Below are 17,894 nucleotides of genomic sequence, written 5' to 3' on the forward strand. Positions count from 1 at the left end.
AGAGCGTTCTTTCTTCTTCACGGTTGAGAAACACTCTCAGTCTGGCTCCCATACCTCTGACTCCTTTCTGGGGAAACACTTTATAATCTGTAATATACCTCCTTTTTTTTGTATGACCTGCTTAGCTCCCTTATATTTGTCAAAAATTAAGAGATCGGGTCGCTTATGTTTGAGTTGTTTAACTAGATTTTCTAAATTGCGATCTGGATCGGAAAAATGAATTTCTTTCAAATTTTGACAGTCAGCCAAACTCAGGATAGTACTTTCGCTTAATGAGGTACGTGCAAGTATAATATTAGACAACTTGTTGAGTCCATTGTTACAAGCAATTGCATTAAAGACACGATCGTCAACACCCGACTGACGTAACGAAAGCCTAGGAGCTGCTATCAACTCTTTAAAGGAATCTAGACTCTCGAGGTATAAAAATTCAAGCTCTTCTTTGTGAGTTTCGATCCATTCAAAATATTGTTCTTTAAGCCAAAGAGATTTTAATTCATTGTTAAGTTCTATAGAAATTTCAATAAGATAAGTACTATACTGACGTGAATGTATGCAGTAGTAAGCTAGCGTGCGATCTTCGTACCAACTATAATGTTCAGTAATATCCCCTTTTTCAAGTACTAACCTTGCCAGATCGCCTCGATCGTTCCAAGCGACATAAGCTAGAGGCTCACCTTCCTCGAATAAATATTCTCTTCTAGCAACCTCATCATTTCTCGAGAGTTCATAAGCCACTCCTGAAAAATATTGACCTTTGTAAGTTGTTTCTGAATCTATAAATCCTCCGGGTAAGTCAAGGTCTTCGTCTTCAAGATCGACATGGATTAGATCTTCACTCTTGTATTTAAAATGTTTAGCAAAATACTGATTTTGATAAGTGCCAACAAATTTACCATTTTTGAACTCATGCAAATCTTCTAGCTGTTTGTCAGAAATCTTGAAGGTGACTCCAGTAAACGGTTTTCCATCAAGATAGTATCGATCGCCTTGTTGGGTGAGAGTTTTGATGTTTCTCAGCATTTTATACTTTTGAGATAAGTTTTTGGGCTGACCTGAGAAGGCTTAGTGTCTTGCTTTTTTTCCCGTCAAGATGGTGACGACTTCATCCAGAATGTCGGTGCAGTTTGGACAAGCCGGAAATGCATCTCCTCGAGCGACCGATTCACTTTGCTTGCCTAGCTTATAGGTAGCGACTTGTATTTCCTTCAAAACTTCAGGTGTCAGTTCTATTCCCATGCTATCTATTTGATGCAAGATTGAGTTAACTGCCCGCACTTCGGCGTGAAGTGCAGGGTGTTATAAAACATTGAATTTTTTAGAATTAAAGGTTTGATTTAGTAAATTGAAATACTCTAGCTTCCATGTTTCAAGGCTTTCATTAACACTAACTTCTCCGGAATTCCTCATTAAGATGATAATTTCATGATTAGACAAAAATACACAGTCACCTTCAACTCTATTCAATATATGTGCAGTAAATATAGCTAGAAATTTTATTTGAATTTCTCGGTTTTTAAATTTATCCAATCTAAAATTAACATTAATATTTGCATCCAAGCCATTTAATTCTTCTTTAAGAAGCTGACGCCAAGATTTACTCGCATATTGAGCATTAATTAAAATACCATCCTGAGTTGTTAAGATAATTTTTTGGGATTTTATCAAATCGTGAACTTCATAATCAACACCTATAAGGTCTAAGGAGAGTATAACAACATTTTCAGGCTTAAGATCGGTAGAAATACTGAGTTGATATTCTATGGTCATTAGACTTCTTCTCCATATTAACTAGGGCCAGAATGGTATAACATTCCCATTTTGTACTATGATTACTTCTTTTAGTCCAGGAATCTCCCATTCACTAAATTGTTTTTCAAGTGCATTCAATGAAAGATTGTTATCGTTCAAGTTTAGTATAATCCTTTCCGTTTGTCCACTTGTGACTTTTTCTTGCACTATCGTCCAAATACTGCGAACATTTCTTGTGGTTGGTGCATAGTTGTCAAAAACACGCCCTTCAATTCTATAATCTGGATTTCTCGATGTTTCAGGGATTCTTGGATTTTGTTCGACTTGATAACCCTTTTGAGCTAAGACGATCGCCGAATCATTTTCTTGTTGCAAAGCGCGAATATTTTCTGGAGACTCATTAGGTCGTATTCGGGCTGGACGGCCTGTAGGAGTTGCACCTACATCTGGCTGTCTAGAGGGTTTTGTTTGCCTCGCCTCTCGTAAAAGTCTGTCTAAATCGTCAATCTCGTCAATAACACTTTCTGGATCGGCTTGAGCTTTGGCCTCAAGCTCTTTAAATTTTTGGCGTAGAGGTTGATAGTCAGGATCGTCTAATATATCTTGATACTTATCATAAAATTCTCCACAAGTCGAGCAACGAACTATCTTGCCATCGGAGAGAACTTTTAAAGTATGGCCGTCGGAGGTGGCTCGTTTGGCGAGAGTTCCCTCCTGGAGCATCTCAATGCCTTCCTCACGACCATATCGATCGATAACATCATTTCCCTGTTCGCGGAATCGCCGAGCCGATTCAGGATTGGGGGCCGCCTCGGCTAAGGCTTCGATCCCATTGGGATCTTCGGCCAAGCGTCGAGCGGCGGGATTGTCGGGAGTTCTCAACCCTGTCTGCTCCGCATTCCTAGGCGCAGGAGACTCCGGCTCAACAGAACCCCGACGGTGCGCCTCCACCTGAGAACGAGGTGAAGCCGTCGTCGGAGCCTCTACGTCAGGGACACGAGAACCAGGTGTCGGCATGGCCCCTCGAGGCGGCGCCACCGCATCTAAATTGCGCCCGTTGGCTAAATTACTGAAAGGTCGCAGGAAGTTTTCTCGCTGACGACCCGCCAACTCCAACGCACTTGCGCCTTGAGTACTCATCCAATCCGCCGCACGTCCTCCCTGTTGAGCGGCCCAGCCTAAACCCTCCGAAGCCCGCCGCCCCAGGCGAGTGTTCCCCGCCCCTTGTAAAGCCTGGCTTCCCCATCGACCCACTGGGGTATTCCCCACCCATTTACCCCCTTTGCCCAGAAGGTTTCCAAAAGGAACGAAGCCGATCGCTGTGAACGCTGCATTGAGAGTGGCTTCCCGAGCTTTCTCACAATCCCCTTGAGCCGCGTAATACGCCGCTTCGCTACCATACCAAGCGGCGTTGATTCCATCGGCAAAATTTCCGATGACCTCATTCGAGACTTGAGAGCCTTTCTCTTGCAACCAACGGGTGAGGTCAGTTACTTTATTACTTTTATGATGGGTTAGACGATCGAGTGAGGTTTTCTAGATTTAATATTAAAAGTTATTTCAGTAGACTGGGATTAGCGAGTTGTTGTCTTCTTCAAACTTCTGAGTGCCTTTCCGTAACGATCGAGCGAGATTAGATTGACCTTGAAGTGATTTCGATCGAAATTCTTGGAGTTAAAAGAAAGCTCGATCGAGGACAGAAAGCTGTATCAAATCATACAGCTTAAGTCAAGAATCTTTGAGATTGATTAATTTTTCTAACCCTTCGCTCGATCTAAGACATCGAGTTGCGATCGTCTTGAAACTTCAGAATATCGTCCGGTGTTGAATTGATGGTTTTTATTAACTCTAACGCCACTTCAGCCATTTCTTTCGCACGGGGATCGGGCATGATTTTTAACTCAATCAATTCGTTGAGTAATTGGGCGGCTTGAATACCGGATTTGAGTAACGCTTCTCGATAGTCTTCTTTGAGGCTTTTTGAGTTAGGGTTTAAGGGGCTGTCTGAAGCCTGAATTTCTCGATCGTCCATAACGGGAATAATTTCGATTAAATTGAAAATTACTCAGGTTTTATTATACTGCATTGAGGGCAATAAGGTTGGTCATACAACTGTTTGAAATGAATCGAGCTTTCCCTCTATTGTTATTGCTAGATTTGAGGTGATTATTTCAAGATATAATGGATAAAATTCACCTGAATTGACTTATAAAAACCAGAAACGTTGTATTACAAGGGCTTAGCTCCCTTATATTCGTCAAAAATCAAGAGATCGGGTCGCTTATGTTTGAGTTGTTTAACTAGATTTTCTAAATTGCGATCTGGATCGCAAAAATGAATTTCTTTCAAATTTTGAAGGTCAGCCAAACTCAGGATAGTACTCTCGCTTAATGAGGTATATGCAAGTATAATATTAGACAACTTCCTGAGTCCATTGTTACAAGCAATTGCATTAAAGACACGATCGTCAACACCCGACTGATTTAACGAAAGCCTAGGAGCTGCTATCAACTCTTTAAAGGAATCTAGACTCTCGAGGTATAAAAATTCAAGCTCTTCTTTGTGAGTTTCGATCCATTCAAAATATTGCTCCTCAAGCCAAAGAGATTTTAATTCATTGTTAAGTTCTATAGAGATTTCAATAAGATAAGTACTATACTGATGTGAACGTATGCAGTAGTAAGCTAGCGTGCGATCTTCATGCCAATTATAATATTCATCAATATCCCCTTTTCCAAGTTTTAACCCTGCTAGATCGCCTCGATCGTTCCAAACAACATAAGCTATCGGATCACCTTCATTGAATAAAAATTCAACCATTGCAACCTCATCATTTCTCGAGAGTTCATAAGCCACTCCTGAAAAATATTGACCCTTGTAAGTTGTTTCTGAATCTATAAATCCTCCGGGTAAGTCAAGGTCTTCGTCTTCAAGATCGACATGGATTAGATCTTCACTATTGTATTTAAAATGTTTAGAAAAATACTGATTTTGATAAGTGCCAACAAATTTACCATTTTTGAACTCATGCAAATCTTCTAGCTGTTTGTCAGAAATCTTGAAGGTGACTCCAGTAAACGGTTTTCCATCAAGATAGTATCGATCGCCTTGTTGGGTGAGAGTTTTGATGTTTCTCAGCATTTTATACTTTTGAGATAAGTTTTTGGGCTGACATGAGAAGGCTTAGTATCTTGCTTTTTTTCCCGTCAAGATGGTGACGACTTCATCCAGAATGTCGGTGCAGTTTGGACAGTGGAGGACATTCTAAATTGAGACTATATAGCAATCCTACTGGATTCGTGGAAAGAATCACAGGATGCAATGCTGGAAGTCCTGAATCTGCGGGGTTTTCCATGTCTGGAATTTTGCGACTGATTTAGGATTGCTATAGATTCTTTTCGGCAAAGAAAAAGTTCGTGACGAAGGAATAACATCAGTTAACCACCAGTTAAAAATATCTCGTCTTCCTTCAGAACCAGGGATTATCGTATACCCTTCTAAACAATCATCTCAAATTTAAAGAAGAGCATCAGACCCAACTAGTTAAGATATAGCAATCCTATTTGATACTAAATCCATTTCTGAAAGTGGCATATTGCTATTCTCTAGAATCTTTTCCAGGAGCGAATTTAAGAGATTGCCATAGTGCTACTACGACAATTGGATTTGGTATGAATCGTGGAAAGAATCCCAGGCGGTCAGCCTGGACTCCGTGGGGTTTAGCCTTTTGAGATTTTGTAGCTGATTTAGGATTGCTATATATTTTAATTCACATTGTTTCTTTTCGTAAATATTGCCTATGGTAGGAATTCACTATTGAACGACCTGAATAAATTCTGGTGGAATGTAATCAGACAACCATATATTTTGATTGGCCGAATAAAAATTAACATTGCTGCATTGATAAGCTTTTAATGCTTCGATCTGTAAGATCTCTTGTTTGGAAGATTTCCGCTGAGCTACCCTCAAAGCCGTCTCTATGTCTACAGAAAGATGTACATATTGTCTTTTCATCGGCTTTAGTCCTTCTTTAAGGATTATCTCTTTTGCTTTATATGATGTTCCATGAAACAAGGTAAATGGAGGAATTGCAATAGATTCAAATTCCCTGAACTTGCCTAGGATGGTGTGACCATAAAGAGCTCTGATTTTGTCACCAAGAATCTCATGACGATATTTATCTGACTGAGCAGTCATATTAAATAAATCTTTTTTTGTAAATTCTTCCAGGCAGGTTTACACTTTTGTAATGCTAATAAAAGTTCTTTAATTGAGGCCCATCCTTCTTCGTCTAATTCTAGATCGTAACGCCAAGGTTCATGTCTTAAAGCATGGGAAATTACTGTGCTTAATTCTGTATAGTTCATAGAATCACTTTTATCAGAAGCCATGACTATTTAGGTTAATTGCGACAAGAAGTTGCTTGTCTCGTCAGGATTTCTAAAGTAAATATTAATCAGGTGATAACTATTACTGTATATACTTTCAAACTCGCGATATTCCTCAATAGCGTCTTCTAGCAAGCCATCTAAGATTAGGGCTTGTATGAGAGAAAGATGATAAAAAGCCTGTTGCTGTTCTGTGCCTTTTTTCTTTATATTAAAACTCAATTCTCCAGGAGCATCAAAAAGTAGCAAAGGCTTCATGCAAAAGGCTTTATTAAAAAAATCAAAGCTATCTTGGTACTGTTCATTCAGTAGCAAACAATCACCTAAGATAAATAAAGCTTCAGCAGATTCTGGAAAGTACTCACTTATTGCTTTGTAAAAGTCAATAAGTGCAGCATAATTTCCTCTTGTGTAAAGATATTCACTTCCATAACTCCCTTTCAGCCTAGATTCGATCTTCTTAAGCCATTCGGACTTAATTTCCGAAGCCCCGATTAAGAGTTTCTTGGCTTTTTCTAATTTGGAGGCACTGGAAGTGTTGGTTTCTGACAGAATCCTATCTAATTTTATAGATATTTTATCTTCGCTCGTCATTTTTATATACCCTGTAGTGTTACTGGAGATGCCACTCAAGTATGTGTTTGTTGCTTCTGGAACGCCCCTTCAAAAATAAAATACAACGATCTCTGATTTATGACTACGCCAATTCAAGTTTGAAATGCAACGGTCTCCGATCCCTGACTAGAAAATACCTCAGAAGGGGTTCGATAGTCAAGAGGTTTTCGTGGACGCTCGATCTTATACCGGAAGTGCTAATCGGGAATTTTGCCACCCCAAACTGATGTTTTTGCAAAAGTGAGATGCACCCGGTTGAAGGTTTATTTAAGCTTGGAGAATGGATGGAAACAGCTATCAAACATTTTCCAGAAAGCTCTTAAACAATTCGGCGTTGGATTGGCGAGATAATTGCTTATTTCGTTCGCGAAGCGGAACGGAGTTCTTTCGAGGAACGACCCAAGGTATTGTGAAATGTTTAAACAACAAGTTAAAGCTGATTAAACGCAAAGCTTATAGATTTCGTAATTTCTGCAACTTTGAGCTTAGGAGTCAGCTTTCTATGATTTTTTCAGATTGATTCTGCATCTTAAGTTCGGAAGAGCCTAAAATAAAAGGAGAAGAAAGCGTTTAAAACATACTGCGATCGCGTTTTCTTCGCTGTCCGTGCCGTCAACGCCACATCTCGATCGCGGCGATCGCTCCGAGAGCAGACCTCATAAAGCCCCACCCTCGGATGTGACGGATATCACAAGAAGTTTGAGATTTCACACACGAGTTTTCCCGGCCACCTGTCACCCCAGTCCATCGAACGCATCACCGTACTTCACCCGATACCGTCACTGAAGCGATAGTGATTTCAGGAGATAGTAAGACCAACAGACGCGCAGCCCTATTTTTAAAACAAGATGTCAACCCAATTAAAAATGCGTTACGGTTCGATTGACGAGCTTTTTGCCCAAATTTGGCAGTCTGGCTACGTCAACAGCCACGCAAAACGAGTTTTAAAAACTCTGCTCCTCGAACAGTCCTACACCCAAGACGAACAAGCGACGATCGATCGTCTGTTGTACGCAGTACGTCGTGGATGGCTGAAAGTCGGACGCGACACCACCGAACTCAACAACGTGCCTTCACTAGAAGAGCTTTTTCGCTTGAGAGCGCCTCGTTCTCGCGTGTACGACAATTAAATAGCGACTCGACGACAACAACCGAAGCGTTTCAGCACTAGATCGCATGGAGTCCCCTCCCATGTCAACTATATATTCCATCCGTCTATTTGAAACGGACAGCCCACCAGCGAGCTGTCCGTTTTTTTCAGAGAGCGCACTGACGAAGTAACTCGATTCAGACGACTCTGTTTGACTGAATGCGGAACCCGGGACTTGAACCCGGAAGTCCTTGCGAACACTAGAACCTGAATCTAGCGCGTCTACCAATTCCGCCAGTTCCGCTTATTTTATTTTTCGTGCCGCGATTTACTATTATGCAGTCAAAGATCGGTTTTGTCAAGCCTATTTGGGAAGATTATCACCCCATCACCAGTGAGGTGGTGACTGGCGACTGGTAACTGGCGACTGAAAAAAGCCACCTCATCATCTCACCTCCGTTGCGCTGTCTAGGGCGGCTCTCAACTGTCCTCGATGCCGATCTAGGAGCGATCGCGCGTCGTCGATCGCCAAACCCGACCAATGGACTAATAACGCGAGTTTGACGTGATTTTGGCAGCGATCGAGCAGGTGCGCCGCCGCTTCTCGCGAGAGTTCCGTTAAATCGACGATGGTGCGAATCGCGCGATCGCGTAGCTTACTGTTCGTGACCGATACGTCAACCATACGGTTTCTGAAAACTTTCCCCAAGCGCACCATCACGCTGGTCGATAAAATATTCAAAACCAGTTTCGTCGCCGTTCCCGCCTTTAACCGCGTCGAACCCGCGAGGACTTCCGGCCCCACCAACAGGCGAATGTCGGCGTCGGCGTCGATCGCCACCTGTTCGACGGGAACGCAGGCGATAAAAACCGTGGTGGCGTGGCGTCGTCTGGCTTCGGCGATCGCTCCGCACACGTAAGGCGTGGTTCCTCCGGCGGTAATTCCTACAACCACGTCCGTCTCGCCAATATTTCGCTGGGCGATCGCAGCTTCCCCATCTTCAGAGCGATCTTCTAACGCTTCCGAACTGCGAACCAACGCGTCTCGCCCTCCAGCGATAATTCCCTGCACCAACTCCGGCGGCGTACAGAAGGTAGGGGGACATTCAGCGGCGTCTAACACCCCCAAGCGTCCGCTGGTTCCCGCCCCGACGTAAAACAATCGTCCGCCCCGTCGTAGGGCGTCTGTCGTCAAATCGATCGCCCGAGCGATCGCCTCCCGAGAAGCCGCCACCGCCTCCACGGTTCGGGCGTCTTCGCGACAGAACAAGTCCACCAACCCCAACGCATCGAGGCGATCGAGATCCTCCGAATTGGGATTGCTCTGTTCGGTCAGTAAATGTCCGCGACTTTCAAACTGATTCATCGAATTCTCGAAAATTTTGTCTTAACCCGTCGCCGTTAAAGCAACCCTTCGAGACGACGGCGAATATCGTCTAACTGGGCGCTCGACATCTCCGAAGCCTCTTCTGGCGACGGTTGCGACGGTGCTTCGGCGCCCTCTTCGTGTTGGCGTTCCCAATCCGTATCGTCCAAGTTCGTCTCCGGCGGCGACAAGAAAATGCGCTCCTCCGCCGACTGCGGAACGAAGCCTTCGGGGATTAACTTCGCCTCGTAATTACAGGTACCACAGAACTCCTCGATTTCCTCAGAATCGAATTCTTCGACCGTAGGAACGTGGAAATCCTGCGCTTCCAGTAACAGAGCATACCGTTCGGCGTCGTCGCGAGACTCGAACATCATTACGATATTTCGTTCTCTCCCGTCTGGCGTTGCCAAACGAATCGTATGAATACCTTCGTTTTCCGTGCGAGCATTAAACAACAAGACATGGATTCTCATCGTCTCTTCTCCGGATTCTTTCGTTTCTCACTTTATCTGAAATCGATCCCCTAAACCCTCCACTGTCACAGAAGCAGGTTTCTCGCTAGGATGTCCGAGGTACAGTATCAAAGCAGAGGAAAGCGTGTTTCAGTCACCAGTGAAGACAGGGAACGGGGAACGGGGAACAGGGAACAGTGTTTCAGTCACCAGTTACCAGTCACCCGTGAAAACAGGGAACGGGGAACAGGGAACAGGGAACAGTTAATAGTTTCTCCCTCTCTCCCCCTCTCCCCCTCTCCCCCTCTCCCTCTCCCTTGCTTTCTCTCGACGCACCGTAAACGCGATCGCCGATGACAGAATCTCCCGAACCGACCCCTCAAAACGAGCCACAACCGCCTCGCAAGCGGTTCCCAAAACTGCGCCTGACCCTCGCGGTACTCTGTTTGACGGGCGTAGCCGGTGGCGTATGGTGGGGATGGCGGTTCGTTCACTTACAACTGGCGCCCCTGCTGTCGCGGGAACTGGAAAAACTGTTCGATCGCCCGGTGGTGGTGGGGGAACTCGACAGCTTTTCCCTGACACGGGTGCGCTTTGGTGAGTCTGAAATTCCCGAAACCCCCGAACACCCGAGTCGCGCGGAAATCGACGCCGTCAGCGTGCGCTTCAATCCCCTACAAATTCTCTGGAATCGCACCCTCAGCCTCGATATCGTTGTAGAAGATCCCGACATCACTCTCAATCAAACAGAAGCAGGAGAGTGGGTGACGACACAAATCCGCACGGGGGGCGAACCGGGATTCGTCAAAATCGACTTAGAGACGATCGCCATCGAAGACGGAACGCTGACGCTGCAACCGCAACCCAAAGCGGAAATTTCCCAGGGAAAAACCATCGGAAAAGAGACGAAACGCTTCGTCGAAACGCCCGCACTCTCTCCAGCAGCGATCGTGTTGCGACGCCTCGAGGCGGAAGTAGAATTTGAGGACGAGGGAACGATCGTCTTCGACGCCACGGGCTATCACAACGTCAAAGAACGTCTCAGCGTTCAGGGAGAATACAACCCGGAACTCGAACTCGTTCGCTTGAACCTGTCGGCGCAATACTTAGCGGGAAACGTCGTCGCACCCTGGATTCCCGACGCGATCGATCTCGACGGCGGCGAAATCTTCGGAAATTTGACGGTCGAAATCGCCACGAACGCCCCCGGCGAACTGCCCAATTTACAGGGAAACCTGCGATTTAGCGATCTCGATTTGCAAATTGGCGGCGTTCCCCAAACGATTCGCGACAGTTCCGGACGATTGCGCTTTCAAAATACTCTCATCGCCATTGAGGAAGCCGAGGCGAATTACGGAAACGTCCCGATGCAGGTTCCCCAAGGGGCGTTGAGTTTGGAGGAAGGCTACGAAATCCCGATCGCCGTTCCGCCAATCGAGTGGCAAGTGGTGCAAAATACCCTCGGGGTCGATTTTCCCGTGGAGGTGACGGGGGAACTCGAGGCGGCGTTGAAATTGGTAGGCCCCCTCGAAACCCCGGTGTTAATCGGGGAAGCTCAAACGACGGACGTGGCGATCGTCGATCGCATCCCGTTTTCAGATTTGACCGCTCGGTTTGCGTTATCCACCGCCACTTCGGAATTCGTCATCGAACAACTCAACGCCGTTCCTGAAGGGGGCGGACAGGTACAAGCGGCGGTCAAAGTGCAACTTCCACAAACGTCGGAAGACGCCCCGCAGGTCCTGTCGGAATTTCTGATCCGAGATGCTTCGGCGGACGCGATCGCCCGTCGCTACGAACTCCCCACCACCTCCGACATCGGACGGTTTAACGCTCGCGGTCAGTTCGAGAGTAACGAGGACGGGGCGATCGTACGGCTTCCGATCGTTGAAATCGCGGGGGGTCAAGCCCAGGGAGGAATTCTCCTGGCCGACGATCGCTGGCAAGTGGAACTGGCAACCGAGGGCGTATCCCTCGACAGCGCGTTTCCGACGGAGTTCGTCAATACCTTCGAGGTGGGGAACTACAGCGGAGAGGTGGTTCTCGGCGGCGACTACGAGGCCACAACCCTCGAAGATATCGAAGTGTTGGCGCAGGGGAATTTGGGATTTTTCGGGCAACCGACGCAAGTACAGGCGGTGTTGGCGCGAGGGGGTCAGTGGGAAACGATCCTCGCGGCAGAAAACTTCGTCGTTCCTCCCTCGAGGTTAGCCCCGACGCTACAAAACCTCGGGATCGCCCCCCTGTCGGGGAATTTGCGCCTGACGGGGGATCTGTCCTATTTCGAGACGGGAGATTTGGCACAGATTACGGCGGAAACCTCGCTGACGACGGCGATCGCCGGGAGTCAGACGCGCCTCGACGGGCAACTGGCAGGGGGACGGTGGCAAGCAGCGATCGCCAGTGAAGGACTTCCTGTTACGCCCTTCGTCACCCTCCCGCCGGAGTTAGCCCAGTTGGAAATCGGCCGCTTTGCCGGACAAGCGCAAGTGGCGGGAACCCTCGACGCGCTAGAAAACCCCAGTCTCGACAATATCGAAGTGGCGGGAAACGGCCGTCTCAGCGTCGAGGACGGGGCGATCGAGTTGGGTTTCCAGGTAGCGCGGGGACGACTCGAAGGTTCGGCCGTCGGACAGGAAGTCGAGATTACGCCGTTGCTTCCCGTCTCGGAATTGGGACGCGTGGCGTTGGCGGGACAGGTGAATTTTACCGCTCCGGTGGCCGACCTGTCCCCCCAAACCGTCACCGCCGAGGGTCAGGTGGCGTTGCTGGCGGAAAACGGCGTGTTAGAGGCAGGGTTCCAAGTGGCGAACGGACGATGGGCGATCGAATCCGAGCAGTTCGCCATTCCCCTCGACCCCTTTATCGATGCCCCCGTGACGCTGACGCCGCTGCAAAATATCGGCAAAGTCGCCCGTCTGTCGGGATCGGTTTCGGATTTGCGCCCGGAAGCGGTGTCGGGTCAGTTTCAGGTAGGGTTTGGGTTCGGCGATTTGAGTCGAGGGAAAGTCGATCCCTCAGAGGTGGGGAACGTGGCGATCGACGCGACGCTGGATAAGGGACAGTGGCGAGCGCAGGTGGTGGCGCGGAATGCCGACCTCGGGGTGTTGTTACCGGCCTACGACACGGACATCGCCACGGCGAACGTACAAGGACAGTTAGGCGGTGCGGTGTTGCTGTCGGGGGGATGGAACGGGTTCGTCCCGGCTAACGTGGAAATCGGCGGCGGCGAGGTTCAACTGGCGAATTTACGCCTCAACGATACGGCCTTCGATCCTCTGTTCGTGGGGGCGATCGAATCGGACGAAACGGGCGTAAAAGTAGATTTGCAAGGGGTTCCCGTCATTGTGGACGACGAGCCGGACGAAATTTCCGTGTGGCTCGATCGCGACCTGACGCTGCGGGAATTTTCCATCGATCTCGACGATGCAGAAGCCTCGGGAACTTTAGAAAATGAGGTGTTGCGCTTCGACCTCGAGGGGTTGCCCCTGTCTTGGTTTGACGTTCGACCGCCCCTCGATCGCGGGCCGCTTTCGGGTACGCTGTCGCTGAACTTGACCGCCGACTTACCCCGACAGCGCGTGGCGGGATCGGCACGCCTACTCGATCCGACTTTAGGTTTGACACAAGCTGACGTTCTCCAGGGACAGTTTTTCTTCGACGACGGCGTTTTAGCATTAACGGACGTGGCGCTGCGGAAAGAAGACAGTTTCTACCGCTTTAGCGGACGAGTCGGAACCGATGCCAACGCAGAAGTACGCGGCGTTCTCGATATCCAACAGGGACAAATTCAAGACATCTTAACGGCGTTGCGCTGGTTCGACCTCCGCGATATCGCCCGAGGACTCGACCCGGCCACCTATGCGGGAACCGACGCGATCGATGTGGCGGCAGTCGGCTTACCGCAAGCACCGATCGTCTGGCAACTGCGCCGTCTGGCGGAAATCGACGCGTTGCTGGCACAACAGCGACAGGCGCGGGAAGATGCCTCTCCGCTGCCGGAACTGGAAACGTTAGCGGGAACCTTTTCGGGTGAGGTGCAGTTAGCCGGATCGGTGAAGTCGGGCATCGATTTCGGCTTTGCACTCGGCGGTGAAGACTGGCAGTGGGAAGATTACGCGATTCACGAAATCGCCATTTCGGGCGAGTTTGCAGACGGTCTGTGGCAGTTGGAACCGTCGGTCGTTCGGGCGAATTTGTCGCCGGATATCGAAACGCGGTTGCAATTTTCGGGGTTAATTGGCGGGCGGGAGCAGTCGGCACAGTTTCAACTGACAGGGTTGCCCGTGTCGGTGGTGTCGGAGTTCGTGACGTTTCCGCCTGCGGTTCAGTTAGATGGCAGTTTCGACGCCAGTGCTACCCTCGCGGGGAGTTTCGAGAATCCCCGCGCTCGAGGCGAATTACGCTGGACGAACGGACGCATCAACCAACAGCCGGTCGTATCGGCACAGGGAGGGTTCGGTTACGACGATGCTCGCTTGAACTTAGGGGGTGCGATCGTTCTGGTCGAACCCGAACCGATCTCGATTCAGGCCAATATCCCGGTGGAGTTTCCGGGGGCAACGGTACGACCGGACGATGAGTCGTTTCGGGTGAGCGTGGACGTCGAAAACGAGGGGTTGGCGATTCTCGACGCACTGACGGGGGGAAGTTTGGCCTGGCGAGGGGGCGAAGGATCGATGCGGTTGACGGTGGAAGGGGAACGAGTCGGCGGTGGGTTTAATTATTTACCGACGAGTACTCGGGGAATTGCGGAGTTTCGCAACGCGGCCTTCGATTCACCTCAGCTTCCCGAACCGCTCACCCAGGTTAACGGGGCGATCGAGTTTCGCGACGATACCATCGTCGTACCGGAGTTGGTGGGACAGTTCCGTCAGGGATCGGTCAGAGCGATGGGGGAACTACCGTTGTTGTCGCCGCAAGCGGTGGAGATGCCGTTACAGGTGGCGTTCGATCGCGTGGGGTTGAACCTCAAGGGTCTCTATCGCGGCACTATCGACGGCTTGGTGGGGGTGGGAGGATCGGCGTTATTTCCCGAGTTGGGGGGCGAGTTGTTGTTGACGAACGGTCAGATCCTCATTCCCGATCCTTCGACGACGACGGTGTCGTCAGCGCCCGATCCCGATGCGGTTCCGGAAATCAGCTACGACAATTTAACGTTGGAACTCGGGCGCAACGTCCAGATTATCAGTCCGCCGGTTTTGAATTTCGTCGCGCGAGGCCAGTTGGAACTCAACGGACTCTTCGACAACCCACAACCGCAAGGAACGATTTTCTTGCAAGACGGCCAGGTCAACGTGTTTACGACGACGTTCAATTTGGCGCGGGGACGCCATACGGCGACGTTTTCTCCGCAGTACGGGAGCGATCCGGTGCTGGACGTGCGTTTGAGGACGGCGGTACAGGAAACGACGCGCCCCCGCATCGTGTCTCCGGTGGGCTTTAACGAACTCGGAACGACCGCCGAAATTTCCGAACCGGCGATCGAACGGGGGGCGGTGGAAACGGTTCGCATCGAGGCGCGCGTTCGCGGCCGGGCGAGTCGTTTGTTTGAAAATTTGGAGCTGACGAGTTCTCCGTCTCGCACGCAAACGGAAATTTACTCGCTGATCGGGGGCGGGGCGTTGGGAACGTTCGGCCAGCAAGATACGTCGTTGGTGGTGGCCAGTTCGGCGCTGTTGACGCAGGTACAGTCGATTATCGGTCAGGCGTTGGGATATCGCGATTTTCGCTTGTTTCCGGCGGTCGATCCCCGCACGTCGGCGCTGGGATTGGGGGCGGAAGTGGGAGTTAGCATCACGGACGATTTGGCGGTGTCGGTTTTAACGATTCTCGATCGCGACGATTCGACTCGGTTCAGTATTCGCTATCGCATCGACGATAATTGGCTGATTCGCGGTTCGACGAATTTTGAGGAGGACAATCGGGCGGTGGTGGAGTATCAGTTGCGATTTTAGCGGCTTCACGCTTGTGAAATGTTTTTTTGGCGATCGCTGTCACATGGGCGAGCGGTTCTGCACTATTGAGTGACACGGTCGAACGACACGCTCGAACTTCACGATCGATCCGATCTCGAGTCGATCGTGATGATGTGTTTCGACAGTGCGAGACGGTTAAAACGATAGAGAGTTTTTAAAGTCTGTCTCAGGGGAACGCAATTTATAGGATGTAATGCTATGTCTGGAAATATGTCTGGTAAACCTTTGGAAGATACGCCACTGACGGTTACGCCCGAACGGTTACGTTTGTTTCGCGAGTACTGTTATCTTGCATCTCGTCCTTCACTGTCCGATGGCCAAGGCGATCGCATGGCCGAACTGCTCGAACGGGCTGAAATGGATAGTTGGCTGAATTTTTGGATCTGCGAAGCCGATCGCTTTTTCGTGCGTTTTTTGCAGTTAGGCGATCGCTCTTCGCTCGAACTGTCTGAAGATCGGTTATCGCGCTTGCAGGAATACGTTGCGGTTCCCGATGATGCAACGGTCGGTGTGTGGTCGGGCGAACTGAAACAGCGGGTTTCGCTGTCGTTAATGGAAGTCCAAGAAACGCTGAAACAGTGTGGCTTCGATCCGGGGAAAATCGACGGTCACGGCGGGCAGAAACTGGTCGAGGCACTCAAACATTTTCAGCGCGATCGCCATCTCGATCCCGATGGCATCCCCGGTAAACAAACTCAAGAAGCTCTAGGGTTGCTTTGAGGGGATAAAAGGACTCGTACCGGCCGTCAAATGCCTCGAACGCGTTCGACAGCCTATGGTTATGGGCTGTTTTTTTATGCGACAGTCTGCGATCGCACTCGATCGAGTCACGTTTTTAAAGTTCGCTCACTATTAAATAGTACGGATTGAGAGAGATTGCGATTATGTTGCCCGATCGTTACAATCATCAGGTTCTAGAATGTCCGAAATGCGGTCGTTTGGGATTCGTTCCCTACAACAACGATTCGTATAAATGCGTATACTGCAATCACAAACATAGTTTGAACGAAAATGGAGACTGGGAAATGCCAAACATAGCCTTTTTTATTTTGTTAGTGATGGGAGCTTTAGTGATGGCACTTTCTTAAGATGATAGGGCATCGGTGCGTTATGCGGGTATTTTATCGATTCGACTGCCACTAACTTTTATATCTTGCTAACGTACCCAGCCCGATGAGGGAACAGCATACGGAATCCGAACCTAAAACAGAGGTTTTTACGACCTATAACTTTAGTTTTTTTATCTTTTCTATTTCTGTAATTAACTGTTTTTAAACTGGCATTTTTAAAATAATTCTGTATCGTTCGGCACTTATTCGTGTCTTTAATATCGAAATTTGCTAAAAATTTAAAAAAATGGCGTTCGTTAAAGCCTGTTGTTATGCGAAATTTACAAACAGAAACTCGACCGATCTCAGATTGTAGCTCGGTCTAAAACCATAATTTGAGTGTTTGTAGAATTGACAGGATCTCGAGCGTAACGCTACGCTAAATTTCAGAATTGAATTGAGTGTAAACTCGGAAAACGAACGTTTAACACGACCGAAGGCGATCGTAAAGCTGACCCAAACGAAGCACTGCGCGAGATCCCCGTTTTCGTAACGCCTCCAACGTCAAGCAAGTGCCTTCGAGTTGGAACCAGCGATCGCGAACTTCTGCCCAAGACAGTTTTTGAACGATGTGCCAATCGATTAATTGTCGATCGGTTCTCGACAGTTGGCGATAGGCGGCGATGACTGCCCGAAGATCGGCTTGAATTTCTTCTTCAGCGACTAAACTGTCTAAACCGTACTGCTTCGGATCGCGCGTGAGGCTATCCTGTTCGGTGAGTTCGCTATAAGATACTCGACTTAAACGCTGTAGGTCTCGGCTTTTTTCACGAACGATATTGAAGGCGGTCGTACGAATCCAGGCTTTGGGGTTGAAAATTTCTTCACCTCTGTGAATTTTCTTCACCCCTCGAGAATAGGCTTCGATGAGAATATCGATTTCGTCGCAACGGTCGTACAGGTTAAATTGATAGAGATAGCGACGAATTGCGCTGAAAAGCGAGTAAGCATACGGATTCTTCGGTTTGAGTAATGCTTCTACCGCTCGATCGAAACGTTGTCGGTCTATGGAAGCAAACGATGGAACTTGCATTAGTTTTGCAATCCTGACTTCAAATAAATAGTGAGACAACTCCCCCAAACGTGACAGGATTCGCATTCGCCTATTTATACTCAGATCGGATGTCAACGAATGAAATTC

The 17,894-nt window shown here is 48.5% G+C and carries 15 protein-coding genes, 1 tRNA gene and 1 pseudogene; 4 read left to right on the forward strand and 13 right to left on the reverse strand.

What is annotated here, in order from left to right; genetic code table 11:
* Positions 1-36: 36 nt before the first annotated feature.
* From GEI7105_RS0124150 to GEI7105_RS0124190, 9 genes and pseudogenes are all read right to left on the reverse strand, one after another.
* Positions 37-1,023 carry a hypothetical protein gene (locus GEI7105_RS0124150; protein WP_017662972.1) on the reverse strand — a complete coding sequence of 329 codons (987 nt, stop codon included), beginning with the start codon at positions 1,021-1,023 and terminating at the stop codon, positions 37-39.
* Positions 1,024-1,065: 42 nt separating this feature from the next.
* Positions 1,066-1,284 (reverse strand): annotated as a pseudogene (locus GEI7105_RS41115) (YwqJ-related putative deaminase); the annotation flags it as partial.
* Between the two features lie 15 nt (positions 1,285-1,299).
* Positions 1,300-1,770: a SitI3 family protein gene (locus tag GEI7105_RS0124160; protein ID WP_017662974.1), complete on the reverse strand. Its 471-nt coding sequence runs from the start codon at positions 1,768-1,770 to the stop codon at positions 1,300-1,302.
* A gap of 21 nt (positions 1,771-1,791) precedes the next feature.
* Entirely contained in the window at positions 1,792-2,601 is an 810-nt protein-coding gene (locus tag GEI7105_RS38790; RefSeq protein ID WP_202804463.1) for a CdiA C-terminal domain-containing protein, read from the reverse strand.
* A gap of 925 nt (positions 2,602-3,526) precedes the next feature.
* Positions 3,527-3,784, reverse strand: a complete 258-nt coding sequence (locus tag GEI7105_RS0124175; RefSeq protein WP_017662976.1) for a hypothetical protein — start codon at positions 3,782-3,784, stop codon at positions 3,527-3,529.
* Between the two features lie 197 nt (positions 3,785-3,981).
* Positions 3,982-4,893, reverse strand: coding sequence for a hypothetical protein (locus tag GEI7105_RS0124180; RefSeq protein WP_017662977.1), 912 nt, complete (start codon positions 4,891-4,893; stop codon positions 3,982-3,984).
* Positions 4,894-5,565: 672 nt separating this feature from the next.
* On the reverse strand, positions 5,566-5,949 hold the full coding sequence (locus GEI7105_RS32265; RefSeq protein WP_017662978.1) for an RNA 2'-phosphotransferase: 384 nt from the start codon (positions 5,947-5,949) through the stop codon (positions 5,566-5,568).
* Positions 5,946-6,143, reverse strand: coding sequence for an RNA 2'-phosphotransferase (locus GEI7105_RS39330; RefSeq protein ID WP_202804464.1), 198 nt, complete (start codon positions 6,141-6,143; stop codon positions 5,946-5,948). Before GEI7105_RS39330 ends, GEI7105_RS32265 begins: the two co-directional genes overlap by 4 nt.
* A 6-nt stretch (positions 6,144-6,149) precedes the next feature.
* Positions 6,150-6,734, reverse strand: coding sequence for a tetratricopeptide repeat protein (locus GEI7105_RS0124190; RefSeq protein WP_144054031.1), 585 nt, complete (start codon positions 6,732-6,734; stop codon positions 6,150-6,152).
* A gap of 301 nt (positions 6,735-7,035) precedes the next feature.
* Between GEI7105_RS0124190 and GEI7105_RS41120 the strand changes: the two genes are divergently transcribed.
* Positions 7,036-7,275, forward strand: a complete 240-nt coding sequence (locus GEI7105_RS41120; RefSeq protein WP_071592130.1) for a transposase — start codon at positions 7,036-7,038, stop codon at positions 7,273-7,275.
* A 328-nt stretch (positions 7,276-7,603) separates the two neighbouring features.
* Entirely contained in the window at positions 7,604-7,885 is a 282-nt protein-coding gene (locus GEI7105_RS32270) for a hypothetical protein (protein WP_192816709.1), read from the forward strand.
* Positions 7,886-8,065: 180 nt separating this feature from the next.
* Here the strand turns inward: GEI7105_RS32270 and GEI7105_RS0124200 are convergent.
* The 3 genes from GEI7105_RS0124200 to GEI7105_RS0124210 all read right to left on the reverse strand — a co-directional run bounded on the left by GEI7105_RS0124200 (position 8,066) and on the right by GEI7105_RS0124210 (position 9,687).
* Positions 8,066-8,149: transfer RNA gene (locus GEI7105_RS0124200), tRNA-Leu, on the reverse strand.
* A gap of 141 nt (positions 8,150-8,290) precedes the next feature.
* Positions 8,291-9,211, reverse strand: a complete 921-nt coding sequence (gene murQ / locus GEI7105_RS0124205) for an N-acetylmuramic acid 6-phosphate etherase (RefSeq protein WP_017662981.1) — start codon at positions 9,209-9,211, stop codon at positions 8,291-8,293.
* 35 nt (positions 9,212-9,246) lie between these two features.
* Positions 9,247-9,687 carry a DUF3110 domain-containing protein gene (locus GEI7105_RS0124210; RefSeq protein ID WP_026097933.1) on the reverse strand — a complete coding sequence of 147 codons (441 nt, stop codon included), beginning with the start codon at positions 9,685-9,687 and terminating at the stop codon, positions 9,247-9,249.
* Between the two features lie 332 nt (positions 9,688-10,019).
* Between GEI7105_RS0124210 and GEI7105_RS0124215 the strand changes: the two genes are divergently transcribed.
* Together GEI7105_RS0124215 and GEI7105_RS0124225 are read left to right on the forward strand one after the other, a co-directional pair.
* Entirely contained in the window at positions 10,020-15,623 is a 5,604-nt protein-coding gene (locus GEI7105_RS0124215; RefSeq protein ID WP_017662983.1) for a translocation/assembly module TamB domain-containing protein, read from the forward strand.
* A 231-nt stretch (positions 15,624-15,854) separates the two neighbouring features.
* A complete protein-coding gene (locus tag GEI7105_RS0124225) occupies positions 15,855-16,364 on the forward strand; it encodes a peptidoglycan-binding domain-containing protein (RefSeq protein ID WP_017662985.1) in 510 nt (169 codons plus the stop codon).
* A gap of 813 nt (positions 16,365-17,177) precedes the next feature.
* Here GEI7105_RS0124225 and GEI7105_RS0124240 read toward each other — a convergent pair.
* Positions 17,178-17,786: an RNA polymerase sigma factor gene (locus tag GEI7105_RS0124240; RefSeq protein ID WP_144054032.1), complete on the reverse strand. Its 609-nt coding sequence runs from the start codon at positions 17,784-17,786 to the stop codon at positions 17,178-17,180.
* Between the last annotated feature and the right edge of the window lie 108 nt (positions 17,787-17,894).

Source organism: Baaleninema simplex PCC 7105, from assembly GCF_000332355.1.
Classification (GTDB): domain Bacteria; phylum Cyanobacteriota; class Cyanobacteriia; order Cyanobacteriales; family Geitlerinemataceae; genus Baaleninema; species Baaleninema simplex.